The sequence below is a fragment of the Staphylococcus sp. MI 10-1553 genome (genome assembly GCF_010365305.1).
Taxonomy (GTDB): Bacteria; Bacillota; Bacilli; order Staphylococcales; family Staphylococcaceae; genus Staphylococcus.
In genome coordinates this window covers 278576-292965 of the sequence record NZ_CP048279.1, presented here as the reverse complement: position 1 = coordinate 292965, position 14390 = coordinate 278576, and the positions used below count along the sequence as shown (strand labels likewise).

The following is a 14390-nucleotide window of genomic DNA, read 5'->3' as shown; positions in this document are numbered from 1 at the left end:
TAGATAACGCCATCACCTTATCGCTACCATGAAGGTGATGGCTATTTTTGTTTCTGGTTTCTAAATTCATTTTATAACGTGTATGGTCATCCTCATTTTATAAAATAAGGTCTTAACTTCGGTCATTGTTACTCACTAACTTTTTCATATTCAGCCTGACTTTTCCTTAGACTGATGGCTTTTCGTTTCGTTACAATAACAATATTAATCAAAAAGCATATTGTGGAGGTCATCATATGAACATAGATATAAAAAATGCACATACTCAATTCAACCATGTCGTCTATGATGAAGTGGCACATTTATTAAATAGAGAGATGAAAGATTTACCCGCGACACTTCAACCCACAGCATACATGATTGCCAAATACCAACATATGTCGATTCCTAAAGAAGGCAAAGCTGTAGATGAAGTGATGGATTTACTACACAACGAAATTTTAACTTATAATTATCGCGCAAACCATCCACGTGCCTTTTCATTTATTCCTGGTCCAGCGTCCGAACTGTCTTGGCTGACTGATCTTTTAACGAGTGCCCATAATATTCATGCATCGAATTTTGCGAATGCCCCGCTTCCTATTGCGATTGAGCATTGTCTCATTCGTTATTTAAGTGAAAAAATAGGATTCGACCCCATACTATCAGGCGGTGTGTTTGTGTCAGGCGGTTCGATGGCGACATTGACTGCGATTACTGCTGGAAGAGATGCGATGATTCCAATCTCTCAAATGTCTAAAGCGACCGTCTATTTAACAGCTCAAGCACACTTTTCTGTCGCAAAAGCTTTGCATATCGCGGGTTTTGCAAAATCACAACTTCGCTACATTCCAACTGATGATTTATATGCGATGGACGTGACCGCTTTAGAACATCAAATCGAATTCGACATTGCGCAAGGCTATCACCCTATTATAATTGTTGCGACGACGGGTACTACGAATACAGGTGCAATTGATGACTTAAATCACATTACACGTATCGCACAGCAACATCGACTGTGGGTTCATGCAGATGGCGCTTATGGTTTATCACATATTTTCACTGAAGAAGGTCAACAATTGTTAAAAGATATCGATAAGGTGGATAGTGTCACGTGGGATGCCCATAAACTGTTATTTCAAACGTATAGTTGTGCCATGGTGATCGTTAAAAATAAAAACCATCTTCTTTCTACTTATGGTGTCGAGGCTGAATATTTAGATGATATTACTTCAACAAATGAAAATATCGATCCAGAAAAATTAGGTATTGAATTGACGCGCCCACCTCGAGGATTGAAATTATGGGTGACATTACAAGTGCTAGGTGAAGATGAAATAAGCCGTCGCATTGAACACGGACAAGAAATGGCACGCTATGCCGAACATCAAATTCAACAAATGACTGATTGGAAAATTGTCACAGCGCCGCAACTTTCCATTGTGAACTTTCGTTATGAAGACCCTCAAAAGTCACCGGAAGAAAATGATAAAGTGATGCAATACGCCGCTTCACGTATTGCGCAATCCGGCTATGCTGTAGCGTATACGACAGAATTAAATCATCGTCGTGTCATTCGCTTTTGCACCATTCATCCAGAGACAACACACGCAGATATCGATGGGACTTTACAACGTTTGAATACGTATGTCCACGAAGCATCCACATAAAATGAAGTGTCGGGGATAGGACATAAAAATTTTTGATGCTATTGATGCAATATTTTTGTTAAACTCGCCCTATTCCTAAGATTTATGTTTTTGATTGCCCTCATGGCTTCGCGTTCCTAGGGGCTGGCCCTTCAACTCACTAACGCTTGATTAAACTGTTATATTTGTTGAGGCGTTAGTGAGTTGAAGTGAGGCGCCTCGGAAAGCGAGCCCAAGAGCGCAATCTATTAAGGCTAAAAGTTCAAAAAAGCAACATGTCTCATTCATCTATCAAAGGATGCTCCAAATCATCCACCTTCATTTTATGCAAGACAATCGATGTATTAAATTCTGCAATATGCTCCATCTTCATTATCACCGCATTCAAACTCGCAATATCTTTCGTATGCCCTTTAATAATAAACTTTTCAGTCCCTGTCACCGCATAATACTCTTGAAAATCCGAAAATTGTTGAATGCGCTTTTCAAACTCTGAAATTGCGATTTTAATCTCTGTAATTTTCATAAAAAACCCAATCATATAACCTAACTTTTCATAATTGACATCTACGTGAAAGCCATCAATCACGCCAGACTCAATCATTTTTGAAATTCGATTTTTCACACTCGGTTCGGATAACATGACAATAGAAGAAATAGTTTTCACTCTCATGCGCGCATTTGTTTTCAACAGTTTTAATATTTGTACATCGATTCCATCCATATCATCGCCTTCTTTCTCTATCAACAAGAACTCTCACCTTGGAAATGACACTTCAAAGTTTGCGTCACCATGTTTATTCATTTCACTTTATTATATAGGTAGAAACAAGTCATCTTCAATTTTAATCACATCGCAATAAAGATTTGCACACATCATATGCTTGTGAGTTTATTTCTTGAAACGGACACCCATCTCACTTATAATGGTATTATCATTATAAAAGAAAGAAGCTGGAAATTGTGTCAAAGCGTAGTGATGCTCTTAGAAACGAACAACACATTCTTACGACAGCACAAACATTGTTTAATGATGCCACTGTCGAAAAGGTAAGTATGAAAAAAATTGCGGAAACAGCTCAAATTGGGACAGGAACACTGTATCGTCATTTCTCCAACAAGTCCGATATTTGTTCAACTTTGCTCGCACATGAAGTGACGCAAATGTTTGCACGCATCGATCGCCATAAACAAAAGATAGACGATCCACATGAACAACTCCGCTTCATTTTTTTATCACTGATTAAGTTGATGGAAGACAATGTCAACTTATTAAAAGAAATTGAACGCACAGACAAACAAAAACGGGTCATGATGCAAACCCCTTTTTACGTGAAGCTAAAAGAAGAAGTGATGGCATGTGTCACACAGCTCAACATTGTGAAAGATCCAGATTTTCTTAGCGATATGCTCATCAATTCATTTTCAGCTGATGTGTTTGAATATCAACATTATGTCAAAGGTATTCCGTCCGAACAGTTTGTCGATCGGATTTTAAAAATTTTTGTTCGTGGTGTTCAATCATAAATTAAGTTAATTAATGGAAGGAAGTTATAATATGAATTTTGAAAATACAGCATTAGTACTCGTTGATTTACAAAAAGGCATTGCCAACATGGGAGAGACCGCACCCCACAGTGTCTCGACTGTATTAGATAACGCGAGCCAAATGGTGAAGTTATTTAAAGAAAATAATGGTTTCATCGCTTTTGTACGCGTTAATTTTCATGATGGACAAGATGCGCTAAAACCGAATGCGATGCGCCCATTACCTGGCGGCGAACCTGCTCCTGACTTTGCGGAACTTGCAGATGAACTCGGTGCAGAACCTCATGATTACATTGTGAATAAACGTGGCTTTAGTGGCTTTTTCGGGACAGATCTCGACTTGCAACTTCGTCGTCGTGGCATTAAAAATATCATTCTCGGTGGTATTTCAACGCATGTCGGTGTCGATACGACTGCACGTGATGCGTACCAACATGCCTACAATCAATATTTCCTCTCTGATATGATGTCAGCACCTGAGGCATCATTACACAACTTTTCAATTGAGCATACTTTCCCGCTAATGGGACAAGTTTTAACAACAGCAGAAATGATAGCACGACTTCAATCTGAAAAATAAGAGGGACGCTGATTTAAGGGGTTGCACGGAAGTCAAATGGATGATTTCCGTGTTTTTTACCATTTCGTATTGAGTCTAATATAAAGAAAGGGATTTAGTTATGGAAAACAAACGTACGTCTCCATTGTTTATTATTATTATGGCCGGGCTCGCTGCATTCGGACCGCTTTCTATTGATATGTATTTACCTGCTTTACCCGAAGTTAAAAATCACTTCGGTACAACGACTGCGTTAACACAACTGACACTCACACTCTTTATGGTGGGGCTTGCAGTCGGAAATATTGTTGCTGGAACAATGTCAGATTCAACAGGTCGTAAAAAACCATTAATCGTCAGCCTTATTTCTTACATCATCGCTTCTATTGTGATTGCACTCGCACCAAATGTCATCGTGATGATTGTCTTTCGCTTTATTCAAGGGGTTTCTGGTGGTGCAGGGATTGTTTTATCAAGAGCGATTGCAACAGACTTATATAAAGGAAGAGCGTTAACACAATTTTTAGCGTTGTTGATGCTCGTTAATGGTGCCGCACCAGTCTTAGCACCGATGTTTGGTGGTTTTATTTTAAGTTTAGCGAACTACCGCGTACTTTTCTGGATTTTAACCCTCTTGTCACTACTCATGTTAGTCGGTGTATTCTTTAAAATTGGTGAAACATTACCGCAATCCTCACGCCGTCCAGCACGTGTCAAAGCGATTGCTGAAGACTTTAAAATGTTACTCACACGCCGTTCATTTATGCTTCCAATTTTAATTCAAGGATTCACTTTTGCAATGTTCTTCAGCTATATGGCAGCGTCTCCGTTTATTATGCAAAACTTATACGGCTTGACTGCACAGCAATATAGCTACATTTTCGCGTTAACAGGCTTAGGGCTCATCGTCACTGCACAATTAACAGGACGCCTCGTTAAATACATCAATCAACACGTCCTTTTCCGTACATTTTCATTTATACAATTAGCCGGTGCGATTTTAGCTATTTTCGCGTTAATCAATCATTGGTCTCTATGGATTTTATTACCTTCTTTTTTATTCATTATGGCTCCAGTCGCTGGTATCGCTACATTAGCTTTTGCGATTGCTGTTGAAGGTCAGAAAAAAGGAATCGGAAGTGCTTCAAGTTTAGTCGGCTTATTACAATATTTCATCGGTGGAATTTCAACACCTCTCGTCGGCTTACAAGGTGAATACAGCTATGTACCTTACATTTTAGTCGTGATTGTCACAATGACTATCATTATGTTCCTCCAGTTTTATCATTACTGGGCCAATACACGACATGAATCACAAACACATGTAGAATAAACTTAAGATCGAAGAAACATTTCCACAAAAAAGTGTGGGGAGGGGACATAAAAATTTTTTGATGCTATTGATGCAATATTCTTGTTAAACTTGTCCTCTCCCTACGATTTGTGTTTTGGATTGCCTTCATGGCTTCGCGTTCTTAGGGGTCCAAATTGATTTTATAATTCAATGTAATGTTTTTGTTTTTCATAGCAAAGCTGAAAGAATAATGATGTCCCATTCCCACACTTTTTATTCATTCATTAATTTTTTTCACTTACGACTGTCATTTGTTGTTTAAGATAATCGCCACGTTCAACTTCATCTACTATTGCTAACGCCATATCTGGATAGCTCACGTAACTTTCTCCATCCGTATTAAACAACATCACATCGCCGCCGATACGATAGTTGCCTGTACGTGGACCGTCTGCATCAAAAAATGCGGAAGGGCTCACAAATGTCCAATTTAAATCTGTTGTTGCTTGTAAGTCTTCTAAGTTTTTCGCTTGTCCGACCGCAATTTCATACGCAAAATCAGGAACGCGACCTACATCAAAACTGTTTTTCGTTCTTTCTTCATCCATATAGAGACTGCCTGCACCACCGAGGACGATTAAACGTGTGTCGGTACCGGATAATGCACGAATGAGTACACGCCCTGCGTCAATATGCGGTTGTGTTTGACCAATCGGCGTTCCAAATGCATTCACAACCACATCAAATGCGCTCAAATCTTCTGTTGTTAAATCAAAAATATCTTTTTCGATGACTTTAACATTTTTATTTGACAGTTTAGATGCATTACGCACAATAGCTGTGACGTCCAATCCTCTGTTCACCGCTTCTTCAGTAATTAAACGCCCTGCCTTACCTGTCGCACCAATAATACCTACTTTCATATGAGTGACCTCCCTATACTTTATCTATTATGTCTTTCATTATAGTCGAGCAATGAGATAAATGAAAAACTTGCGCTCGCATCAAATCCCTAACATGCCTAATATTTGAGATATCGAGTTAATGATAATGTGCAAGGTCATTGCGACTAAAATGTTGCGTCGTGAAGCCATATAGACATATGTCATCGCAATCCCTCCCGCAATAAAAGGTAAAAATGTCCATATCGAAGTAAAATGAAGAAAGTGGGAAACGCCGAAAACGATAATAGAAACGACTGCCATCCATCGAAAGCCCCATATCTTTCTAAGTTCGCCAATAATAAGATGACGAAATAACAATTCTTCAACAATTAGTGTTAAAATACCAATCGTTACAAAGCTTAATGGTAGCGTAATGAATCGATCATCCCATATCGCCATCAGTAGAGCGAAACGTTGATAAATAAGGATAAAACCAGTGAGCACGCAATAAATGATGACGATACGCCACCCATGTTCACGCACGCCTTTTAACTGCGCTTGAATCGCAGCGATAATATGATGACGATCATTTGAGCTAAAAACATCATTATATTAAACAGAATGGTACGACCCGATTGTTGTAATGTGTCATCAAAAATCCTTTTCAATAGATTCGGAAATACTTCTTCTGCTAATATCGCAAAAAGGTACTGCACTAAAATAAATACAGGGGCGATGACAAAGTCTCGATATTGTATCGACCTCCCTGAAGTGGATAAAGTTGTCATGTATGCGCTCCTTTATAATTGTTGTTGTTAATGAGGTGAACTTATCATACCAACCATGTCACACCATTTCGATGCTTTTTTAATAATTTGAGTTCTATAATTAATCTTTCACTATCGTTGTAGAGATCCTGTTATCATGCACTTTTGACAGTGTAAACATACAACTTTATCGTGTGATTCAAAAAAATACGAATTCGAGATTTTTTTGTTGATATATTTTTTATACCTGTTATAATAAGACTATCGATTCTTGAAAAAAGGAAGGAAATATTAATTATGGCTAAATTACTTTATATTACAGCACACCCTCTAGATGAATTACTTTCAGCTTCAATGGCTGCAGGTAAAACTTTTAAAGAAACTTACGAACAAGCTCACCCAGAAGATGAAGTGGTACACATCGACTTATTCAAAGAAGATATTCCACAAATCGACGCTGATGTATTCTCTGGTTGGGGTAAATTACAAAACGGTGAAACTTTAACAGACGCTGAGCAAAAGAAAGTAAATCGTTTAGGCGAAATCGTTGAAGAATTCATTAACGCAGATAAATATGTATTCGTTTCACCAATGTGGAACTTATCATTCCCACCTGTGCTTAAAGCATATATCGATGCTGTTGCAGTAGCAGGTAAAACATTCAAATACACTTCAGAAGGCCCAGTTGGTTTATTAACTGACAAAAAAGCTTTACACATCCAAGCTCGTGGTGGCTTCTACTCTGAAGGTCCTGGCGCTGACTTAGAACACGGTGACCGTTACATCAAAACAATGATGGCATTCTTCGGAGTACCTTCATACGAAACAATCATTGTTGAAGGTCATCATGCTGCTCCAGAACGTAGCGAAGAAATCAAAGCACACTCACTTCGTCAAGCTGAAGAACTTGGACGTAACTTCTAATATCGGCTTTGATATTCAAGATCCTTTCTGTGATATCCACGGAAAGGGTCTTTTTTAGTTTAAATACCGATATGCATCATACACTCCCATTTAACTTAATTCAGGCAGAAGTCTCCCATCCTCTATAGGTGGGTGATGAATGCCGTTCGGTATGAGGGTTATAATCATAAATAGAGAGGTGCGTAGCTTATGGAACGACTCAAAGCATATAAATTTAGAATCTATCCAACTGAAGAACAAAAAATTTTCTTCGCTAAGTCTTTCGGTTGTGTCCGTAAGGTCTACAATCTAATGCTTGATGATCGAATGAAAGCTTATGAAGAAACTAAGAATGTTTCTTCTAAAAAAATGAAGTTCCCGACACCAGCTAAATATAAGAATGAATTTCCATTTTTGAAGGAAGTAGATAGCCTTGCCTTGGCTAATGCACAACTCAATTTAGACAAGGCATATAAGAATTTCTTTAGAGATAAATCTGTTGGATTTCCTCGGTTCAAAAGTAAGAAGAATCCCGTTCAAAGCTATACCACTAATAATCAAAATGGCACAATATCCTTGATTGATAATAAATTCATCAAAGTTCCTAAGTTGAAGTCATCAGTTAAAATAAAGCTTCATAGACAACCTAAAGGTATTATCAAATCAGCTACAATATCACGCCGTTCAAGCGGTAAATACTATGTTTCTTTATTGTGCAAAGAAGAAGTTGTCGAGTTTCCTAAAACTAATTCTGCAATTGGAATTGACCTTGGAATCACTCATTTTGCCATTTTTTCTGACGGTCAAAAGATTGATAATAATAAGTTCACTTCGAAAATGGCACAGAAACTAAAACGTGAACAACGTAAGTTGTCGAGACGTGCCCTGTTAGCCAAAAAGAAGGGTATCAATCTCTTTGAAGCCAAAAACTACCAGAAACAAAAACAGAAAGTTGCACGACTACATGAAAAGGTAATGAATCAACGCACTGACTTTCTAAACAAGTTGAGTACAGAGATTATCAAAAATCACGATATTATCTGTATTGAAGACTTAAACACAAAAGGTATGTTGCGAAATCATAAACTGGCTAAAAGCATTTCTGATGTGTCATGGTCTAGCTTTGTGATTAAGCTACAATACAAAGCTGACTGGTATGGACGTGAAATAGTCAAGATTGATAAATGGTTTCCATCAAGTCAAGTCTGTTCAGACTGCGGACATAATGATGGCAAGAAAAATCTCAAAATTCGAGAATGGTCTTGTCCTATTTGCCATGCTCACCATGACCGAGATATAAACGCGAGCATCAATATTTTGACCGAAGGGCTACGAATGCAAACATTAGCTTAGAAAAGACCGATAACCGTAGGGTCTACGGGGATAGCTTGGTCAATAAGAGAAACCTCTGTTAGTAAAGAAATACACTTACAAGTACGCTCTATTCCCAAGAAGCTCCCACTTCAAGCGTTAAGAACCTTTATGTTTTAGCTAAGTGGTGAGTAGTTCACGCAACCAAAATACGCTCCAAAACAACCACTTCATTTTCTGTTTAATTTGATATGCTTAAACTTTTGTCTTTTATTTATTTTGTACTTCTAAATAAATAAAATTTAAAATACCTTTACCAGTCGCATACTCATTTTGACTAAACCCTTATTCTGCTTGCATGTAAGCGCTTCAAATTTTGAAGATTTTCAACATTTTCAAAATGTCTTTAAAGGCTGTCATGACAGTATTTTTGTCTATTTTGTGAATGTTATCACATTTGTATTGTGTCATTTCTCATCCTTATATATAATACCTTTGTAGATATATAAATTATACTAATAGACGATTCAGTTTATGATGCAGTTTAATTAGGAGGCGCATGTTTTTATGGTTAGATGGTTCCAGCAAAGTACCATTGCTAGTGTTATTTTATTGGTGTTACGTGTTTATCTCGGTTATGGCTGGCTCATGTCAGGTATTGCTAAAGTAACAAGTCCAAAAGGGTTTAATGCAGGCGGATTTTTACAACATGCTGTTCAACAACCTGTGATGTCAACAGACGGCAGCGTACAATATCCTTTATTCACGTCATTTTTAGAGCACGTCGTAATTCCAATGACACCTACAATCAATGTTATCATCCCTGCTTTTGAAATCATCGCAGGCATATTATTGATTTTAGGTCTTTTCACTCCAGTCGGCGCATTGATCGGCTTAGTGCTTAACTTCTTATTCTTATTCGCAGGCACAGTTTCAGTGAATCCACTTTACATTTTAATCGGATTCTTCATCTTTGTCGGCGGATACAATAGTGGTTTCTTCGGTGTAGACCGTTTCTTAAACTCACTATTAAGCAAAAAGTTTTTCAGCATCTTTAACTATCACCCAGAAGCTAAAGATAAAAGCGTTTAAACTATTATTTTGACTATAAATTAATCAGGGCTCACTTGTGGCAGTTCAACTGCATTGTGTCACAAGTACGCCCTGGTTTTTTGTGTCTTAGTCTTGCGTCCTTCCTTATCTGTTCATTGTGTAAGGCTCAAGCGGATGAGTCGCTTCGTGTTGCGTCCAAAAAAACAGGGGTCACCTCCTTTTTTTAAAAGAAAAGTGACCACTGATTGCTATTGTTCATGGCGAATGACTTGTTTCGGTTGCTGTTGTAAAAATACGATATAGTCGTCAATCGGTAGCATCTCATCCACAAAAATGACACGCCCGCCATCACGTGTTCCGATTGGTTTAAGATGGCGTACGCGATGGTAACCGCGTTGTGCAGAGGCAAAATAGCCTGTCGTGTAATGTAAATCATCCGATACACACAATTCCCCTTTCACTTGTGCGAATGCTGTGATACATGTCGCTATCGTCAAAGCATCTTGAATACGTGAGCTGACGAGTGGCGTATGCGCATGATCTTCAAAACAAAAGTGGGTCACGCGAACACCTTTTGCGCCTGTTTGATCTAAACGTTCTCCTGTTTGAGCAGAGACGATGATCGCACCTCTATACTGCGTGTCATCAAAAATATAGCCCATCCCTTTATCAAGCGCCTCTTTCGTAATCCCATGCATCCCACACAACACCTCTAATGTATGCGGTGTATTTTCGATAATCGGTAAAGCCTCAAGCGGATACAATGGGTTTGCAATTTTTTCAATTTTTAAATTCAAAAAGTCGACATCACCATTTTCATGCTGAAACCCTTTATCGAAAAATGTTTGAAGGACTGCCGGAATCTTTTGTGCTTCACAAATCGTTTCAGCACCACTAATATGAACACCGTCCTGATTCGCCCTCATTTTAACACTGTACATTATCGCACCTCCTTGCGACGCGCACACGATAATTGTTCGAATAAATATTCCAAATCATGGACCTCGTGAAATAAAGAAAGTGAGACGCGCAATATCGGCCGAGCGACAGTCGGATATCTGAAATAGCTCACCCATATTCCTTGTGCCAACAACGCTTGATAGACGCGTTCGATTTCATGAGCATCATCAAAAGAGAGCCACTTAATCGGGGTCGTTGAGGGTCCTTCGTATGGTACGCCAAAGTCACGATGATACAACTGGTTGAATGTGTCACTTAATTGATGCAATACTTGTGCCTTTTCAGGTTGTGCCAACATTATTTTCAAATTTTCGTATAACTGGGCTAACTGAAGTTGTGGTAATGCATTAGAATAGATGACTGGTCGCGCGACATTAATTAACACTTGTTTAAAAAGTGATGAACATAAAATTGCGCCACCATGTGCACCTACACCTTTGGATAAACTGGTCGTTAAAATATCAATGTTCGAATAATACGTATGCAAGTGAAGTCCAAAAGCGTGTGCATCATCCACAATGAGCCACATATTCGGTATTTTCGCTTTTAACTGAACGAGTGCATCAAGATTCGCAAAGTCGCCATAAGTAGAAAAGACACTGTCTGTCACGACAACTTTGGTCATCATTTCAGGATATTGAAACAATACTTTTTCTAGCGCTGTGATATCATTGTGCGGATAAATGACTTTCTTAAGCCGACTCAATCGTATTCCATCAATGATACTGGCATGGTTCGCCGCATCAGAAAACACGATTACCCCTTCACCTTGAAAGGCTTGCATCACCGCTAAGTTCGCATCATAGCCACTCGTCGTGACCAATGCATCTTCAAAATGAAAGTGTGTGCTTAGCAACCTTTCGATCTTCGTATATAAAGCTGAATTACCACTCACTAACCGTGAACTTGCGAGATGTTTTTGTGCCTGTTCTGACACAACCTCAGCATGCGTCATTTGTCCTAATCCTAAATAGTCATTCGACGTAAAATTCAAAAACTGACGCCCTTGCATTGTCATCCACTTACCATCGACCGCTTCCACTTCACGCAATTGACGCAACTGCCCTTTTGCTTGAATGGTCTCTAACTTACGCTGTAAATCCATCATTGACGCCCCTTTAAGACATGCTGCAACGCCTTTTTAAATATGCGGACCATCTGTTTCACTTCACGATTCGACATACTTAACACAGGTACAAAGGTGATAATATTTTCTAAATTTCTAATCATCAGCCCTTCTTCTTTACATTTCGCAATCATCGCTTCAACTTGCGCAATTTCAAGCGGCTTCTTATCCGAACGACTTTCCACGAGCTCAACAGCATACATCAATCCTCTACCACGAACATCACCAACATGTGGATGTTTAAGCAAATTTTCTAATGATGTACGTAAAGTGGTCGACGTTTTTTTAATATGATTGATGAGATGACGTGTTTGAAATAGGCGAATATTTTCAAGCGCGACAGCACAAACGACTTGATTGCCCGTATATGTATGGCCGTGGAAAAAGGTCTGTTTCGCATGTGTATCACTCAAAAAGGCATCGTATACGGCTTGAGACGTTAACGTTGCCGCAAGCGGGACATAACCGCCTGTCATCGCTTTGCCTAGACACATCAAGTCAGGTTGGACATCTTCATGCTCACATGCAAACATTTTCCCAGTTCGACCAAAACCGACCGCGACTTCATCCACAATGAGTAAAATATTGTACTTTCTACACAGCTGTTCGATCGCTTTCAAAAACCCTGCTGGATGCACAAAAAGACCTGTCGCACCTTGTATGAGCGGTTCAATTACAAAGCCTACAATTTCGTCTGCACGCGCTTGTAAAATAGACTCAATTTGTTTTAAAATGTCGTCCATCATTGCCGCTTCAGACGCATAGTCACTATGGTAAAAAGACGGACATGGCACTTGAATATTCTCGAAAATTAAATCTTTGAAAATGCGGTGAAACGTATCAATCCCACCAACACTGACCGAGCCGATTGTGTCGCCATGATACGCTTGGTGTAACGTCAAAAACTTATTTTTCTTAGCATATTTTTCCGCGTCCAAATTTTTCCAATATTGATAGGCCATCTTAATCGCAATTTCCACTGCGGCACTTCCTGTATCGGAATAAAACACCTTTTGGAGACGTTCGGGTGTCATCGTCACTAATTGTTCAGCGAGTAAAATGGAAGGCACGTTAGATGAACCGAGTAACGTTGAATGAGCAATCGCATTCAGTTGGCGCTGTATCGCACGGTTGAGCTGTCGATTTTGGTGACCGTGGACATTCACCCATAACGACGCATAGCCATCTAAATACTTCCGCCCTTTCGTATCGTACAAATAGCTCCCCTTGCCTTTCTCAATAATGATTGGATCTTGTTGATTGTACATCCCCATTTGTGTAAAAGGATGCCAAACATAGTCACGATCCTTTTGTACTAAAGTTTCATGCTTCATGCGTTACCACTCCTTTAATTTGATCGAAAAACGTCGCTGAAAAGTCCTTGTCGGTCCCCTCTTCTGGAAAGATTTCGACACGGCGCCCCGTCAATGTTTCAATCGTCTGATGATTATCTTGCTCAATGGGCGTATCAGTGTATCGATTCATCACAAATATGGCTTGCGGAAGATGCATGGTCGTCAAATAATGATGATGAACGAGTGCGTCACTGATTGCCCCTAACTGTGACGGTAAAACGCTGATGACACCATCCGCGACGTCACGAATCAAATCGGCTGTCATATAAAATGTATCTTCGTCTTCATAAATGGGTACTGCAATGCCACCCGCCCCTTCAATGAGCAGTACATCACATCGCGCGTGCCATGCTTCAACCCATGCTTTAATCGCCATACGGTCTAGATGTTGGTGCAGCTCTAACTTAAAGGCTAAATGTGGAGAAACCGGTGCTGCAAACGTATAAAAAGATGTGTCAGCATAGGGCAAATCACACATTTGTTGATAACGTTCTAAATCTGGATACTTGCCATCAGGTAACACTTCCGTTTGAAATGGCTTAATAATGTGCACCTTTAACCCGTGGCGTGTCAGGTAATGATACAGATGGGTCGTCACATACGTTTTTCCGATATCTGTATTCGTACTCGTTATAAACAGTTTCATCGCTGTCACCTCATTCTTGTAGTTACGTACTGTTCATATGTTACTGCTTTCAAAGTTTATTGTAAACATATTTTATTTTAAGTTTACATTAGAGATTCATGCCTCTCACACGCCAACCCATACTATGATGTGGCGTATCTTTTCTCAAAAAAGTTACATTCTATTATTATTAGTCTCTAAAAATAAATGACTTTCATATGTGCAGTGTTACATTGATTTCCACATATATATTCATGACACAGCCAGTGTTTTAACCTTTAATAAGACCACTATCTTTTGTTCCTTTTTGTGAAAAAACGAATTAAAAATTTATGTGAAATAGTAAAATTTGATAGAAATGTGACAAACAAAAA

At 39.0% G+C, this 14390-nt stretch carries 15 protein-coding genes; 7 read left to right on the top strand and 8 right to left on the bottom strand.

All coding sequences use genetic code 11. The features are described 5' to 3' along the window. Positions 1-236 precede the first annotated feature (236 nt). On the top strand, positions 237-1652 hold the full coding sequence (locus GZH82_RS01235) for a pyridoxal phosphate-dependent decarboxylase family protein (protein WP_162680956.1): 1416 nt from the start codon (positions 237-239) through the stop codon (positions 1650-1652). 259 nt (positions 1653-1911) lie between these two features. Here the strand turns inward: GZH82_RS01235 and GZH82_RS01230 are convergent, their stop codons facing one another. After that, the gene (locus tag GZH82_RS01230) at positions 1912-2379 is read right to left on the bottom strand and encodes an Lrp/AsnC family transcriptional regulator (RefSeq protein WP_238989612.1); all 468 of its coding nucleotides are present in this window, start codon (positions 2377-2379) and stop codon (positions 1912-1914) included. Between the two features lie 215 nt (positions 2380-2594). On the opposite strand from GZH82_RS01230, the gene GZH82_RS01225 reads away from it, so the two are divergent. The 3 genes from GZH82_RS01225 to GZH82_RS01215 all read left to right on the top strand — a co-directional run bounded on the left by GZH82_RS01225 (position 2595) and on the right by GZH82_RS01215 (position 5071). Next, complete coding sequence (locus GZH82_RS01225) at positions 2595-3158, top strand: TetR/AcrR family transcriptional regulator (protein WP_203232827.1); 564 nt, start codon at positions 2595-2597, stop codon at positions 3156-3158. Between the two features lie 31 nt (positions 3159-3189). Beyond that, positions 3190-3759, top strand: coding sequence for an isochorismatase family protein (locus GZH82_RS01220; protein WP_162680955.1), 570 nt, complete (start codon positions 3190-3192; stop codon positions 3757-3759). A 100-nt stretch (positions 3760-3859) separates the two neighbouring features. After that, on the top strand, positions 3860-5071 hold the full coding sequence (locus tag GZH82_RS01215; protein WP_162680954.1) for a putative multidrug effflux MFS transporter TcaB: 1212 nt from the start codon (positions 3860-3862) through the stop codon (positions 5069-5071). 245 nt (positions 5072-5316) lie between these two features. Here the strand turns inward: GZH82_RS01215 and GZH82_RS01210 are convergent, their stop codons facing one another. From GZH82_RS01210 to GZH82_RS14105, 3 genes are all read right to left on the bottom strand, one after another. Continuing rightward, the gene (locus GZH82_RS01210; RefSeq protein ID WP_162680953.1) at positions 5317-5955 is read right to left on the bottom strand and encodes an NAD(P)-dependent oxidoreductase; all 639 of its coding nucleotides are present in this window, start codon (positions 5953-5955) and stop codon (positions 5317-5319) included. A gap of 81 nt (positions 5956-6036) precedes the next feature. Continuing rightward, entirely contained in the window at positions 6037-6459 is a 423-nt protein-coding gene (locus tag GZH82_RS14110; RefSeq protein WP_238989611.1) for a CPBP family intramembrane glutamic endopeptidase, read from the bottom strand. A 5-nt stretch (positions 6460-6464) separates the two neighbouring features. Further along, positions 6465-6704: a hypothetical protein gene (locus GZH82_RS14105; protein ID WP_238989610.1), complete on the bottom strand. Its 240-nt coding sequence runs from the start codon at positions 6702-6704 to the stop codon at positions 6465-6467. 276 nt (positions 6705-6980) lie between these two features. Here GZH82_RS14105 and GZH82_RS01200 point away from each other — a divergent pair, with 276 nt between their 5' ends. From GZH82_RS01200 to GZH82_RS01190, 3 genes are all read left to right on the top strand, one after another. Next, the gene (locus GZH82_RS01200; RefSeq protein WP_019166837.1) at positions 6981-7607 is read left to right on the top strand and encodes an FMN-dependent NADH-azoreductase; all 627 of its coding nucleotides are present in this window, start codon (positions 6981-6983) and stop codon (positions 7605-7607) included. A gap of 189 nt (positions 7608-7796) precedes the next feature. After that, positions 7797-8939: an IS200/IS605 family element RNA-guided endonuclease TnpB gene (gene tnpB, locus GZH82_RS01195; RefSeq protein WP_162680811.1), complete on the top strand. Its 1143-nt coding sequence runs from the start codon at positions 7797-7799 to the stop codon at positions 8937-8939. Between the two features lie 525 nt (positions 8940-9464). Then, complete coding sequence (locus GZH82_RS01190; protein ID WP_162680952.1) at positions 9465-9989, top strand: DoxX family protein; 525 nt, start codon at positions 9465-9467, stop codon at positions 9987-9989. A gap of 209 nt (positions 9990-10198) precedes the next feature. Here GZH82_RS01190 and GZH82_RS01185 read toward each other — a convergent pair whose 3' ends face one another. The 4 genes from GZH82_RS01185 to bioD are packed head-to-tail and all read right to left on the bottom strand — an operon-like array spanning position 10199 to position 14037. Further along, positions 10199-10891: a 6-carboxyhexanoate--CoA ligase gene (locus GZH82_RS01185; protein WP_162680951.1), complete on the bottom strand. Its 693-nt coding sequence runs from the start codon at positions 10889-10891 to the stop codon at positions 10199-10201. Continuing rightward, a complete protein-coding gene (locus tag GZH82_RS01180) occupies positions 10891-12018 on the bottom strand; it encodes an aminotransferase class I/II-fold pyridoxal phosphate-dependent enzyme (RefSeq protein ID WP_238989609.1) in 1128 nt (375 codons plus the stop codon). Before GZH82_RS01180 ends, GZH82_RS01185 begins: the two co-directional genes overlap by 1 nt. Beyond that, entirely contained in the window at positions 12015-13370 is a 1356-nt protein-coding gene (bioA, locus tag GZH82_RS01175; RefSeq protein WP_162680949.1) for an adenosylmethionine--8-amino-7-oxononanoate transaminase, read from the bottom strand. Before bioA ends, GZH82_RS01180 begins: the two co-directional genes overlap by 4 nt. Continuing rightward, positions 13360-14037: a dethiobiotin synthase gene (bioD, locus tag GZH82_RS01170; RefSeq protein ID WP_162680948.1), complete on the bottom strand. Its 678-nt coding sequence runs from the start codon at positions 14035-14037 to the stop codon at positions 13360-13362. The genes bioA and bioD overlap by 11 nt, the downstream gene beginning before the upstream one ends. Positions 14038-14390: the final 353 nt, after the last annotated feature.

Excerpts from the sequence above, each read along its gene's own strand:
- GZH82_RS01235 (WP_162680956.1), top strand. The coding sequence starts at position 237 with ATGAACATAGATATAAAAAATGCACATACTCAATTCAACCATGTCGTC.
- GZH82_RS01220 (WP_162680955.1), top strand. The coding sequence starts at position 3,190 with ATGAATTTTGAAAATACAGCATTAGTACTCGTTGATTTACAAAAAGGC.
- GZH82_RS01215 (WP_162680954.1), top strand. The coding sequence starts at position 3,860 with ATGGAAAACAAACGTACGTCTCCATTGTTTATTATTATTATGGCCGGG.
- GZH82_RS01210 (WP_162680953.1), bottom strand. The coding sequence starts at position 5,955 with ATGAAAGTAGGTATTATTGGTGCGACAGGTAAGGCAGGGCGTTTAATT.
- GZH82_RS14105 (WP_238989610.1), bottom strand. The coding sequence starts at position 6,704 with ATGACAACTTTATCCACTTCAGGGAGGTCGATACAATATCGAGACTTT.
- GZH82_RS01200 (WP_019166837.1), top strand. The coding sequence starts at position 6,981 with ATGGCTAAATTACTTTATATTACAGCACACCCTCTAGATGAATTACTT.
- tnpB (WP_162680811.1), top strand. The coding sequence starts at position 7,797 with ATGGAACGACTCAAAGCATATAAATTTAGAATCTATCCAACTGAAGAA.
- GZH82_RS01190 (WP_162680952.1), top strand. The coding sequence starts at position 9,465 with ATGGTTAGATGGTTCCAGCAAAGTACCATTGCTAGTGTTATTTTATTG.
- GZH82_RS01185 (WP_162680951.1), bottom strand. The coding sequence starts at position 10,891 with ATGTACAGTGTTAAAATGAGGGCGAATCAGGACGGTGTTCATATTAGT.
- GZH82_RS01180 (WP_238989609.1), bottom strand. The coding sequence starts at position 12,018 with ATGATGGATTTACAGCGTAAGTTAGAGACCATTCAAGCAAAAGGGCAG.
- bioA (WP_162680949.1), bottom strand. The coding sequence starts at position 13,370 with ATGAAGCATGAAACTTTAGTACAAAAGGATCGTGACTATGTTTGGCAT.
- bioD (WP_162680948.1), bottom strand. The coding sequence starts at position 14,037 with ATGAAACTGTTTATAACGAGTACGAATACAGATATCGGAAAAACGTAT.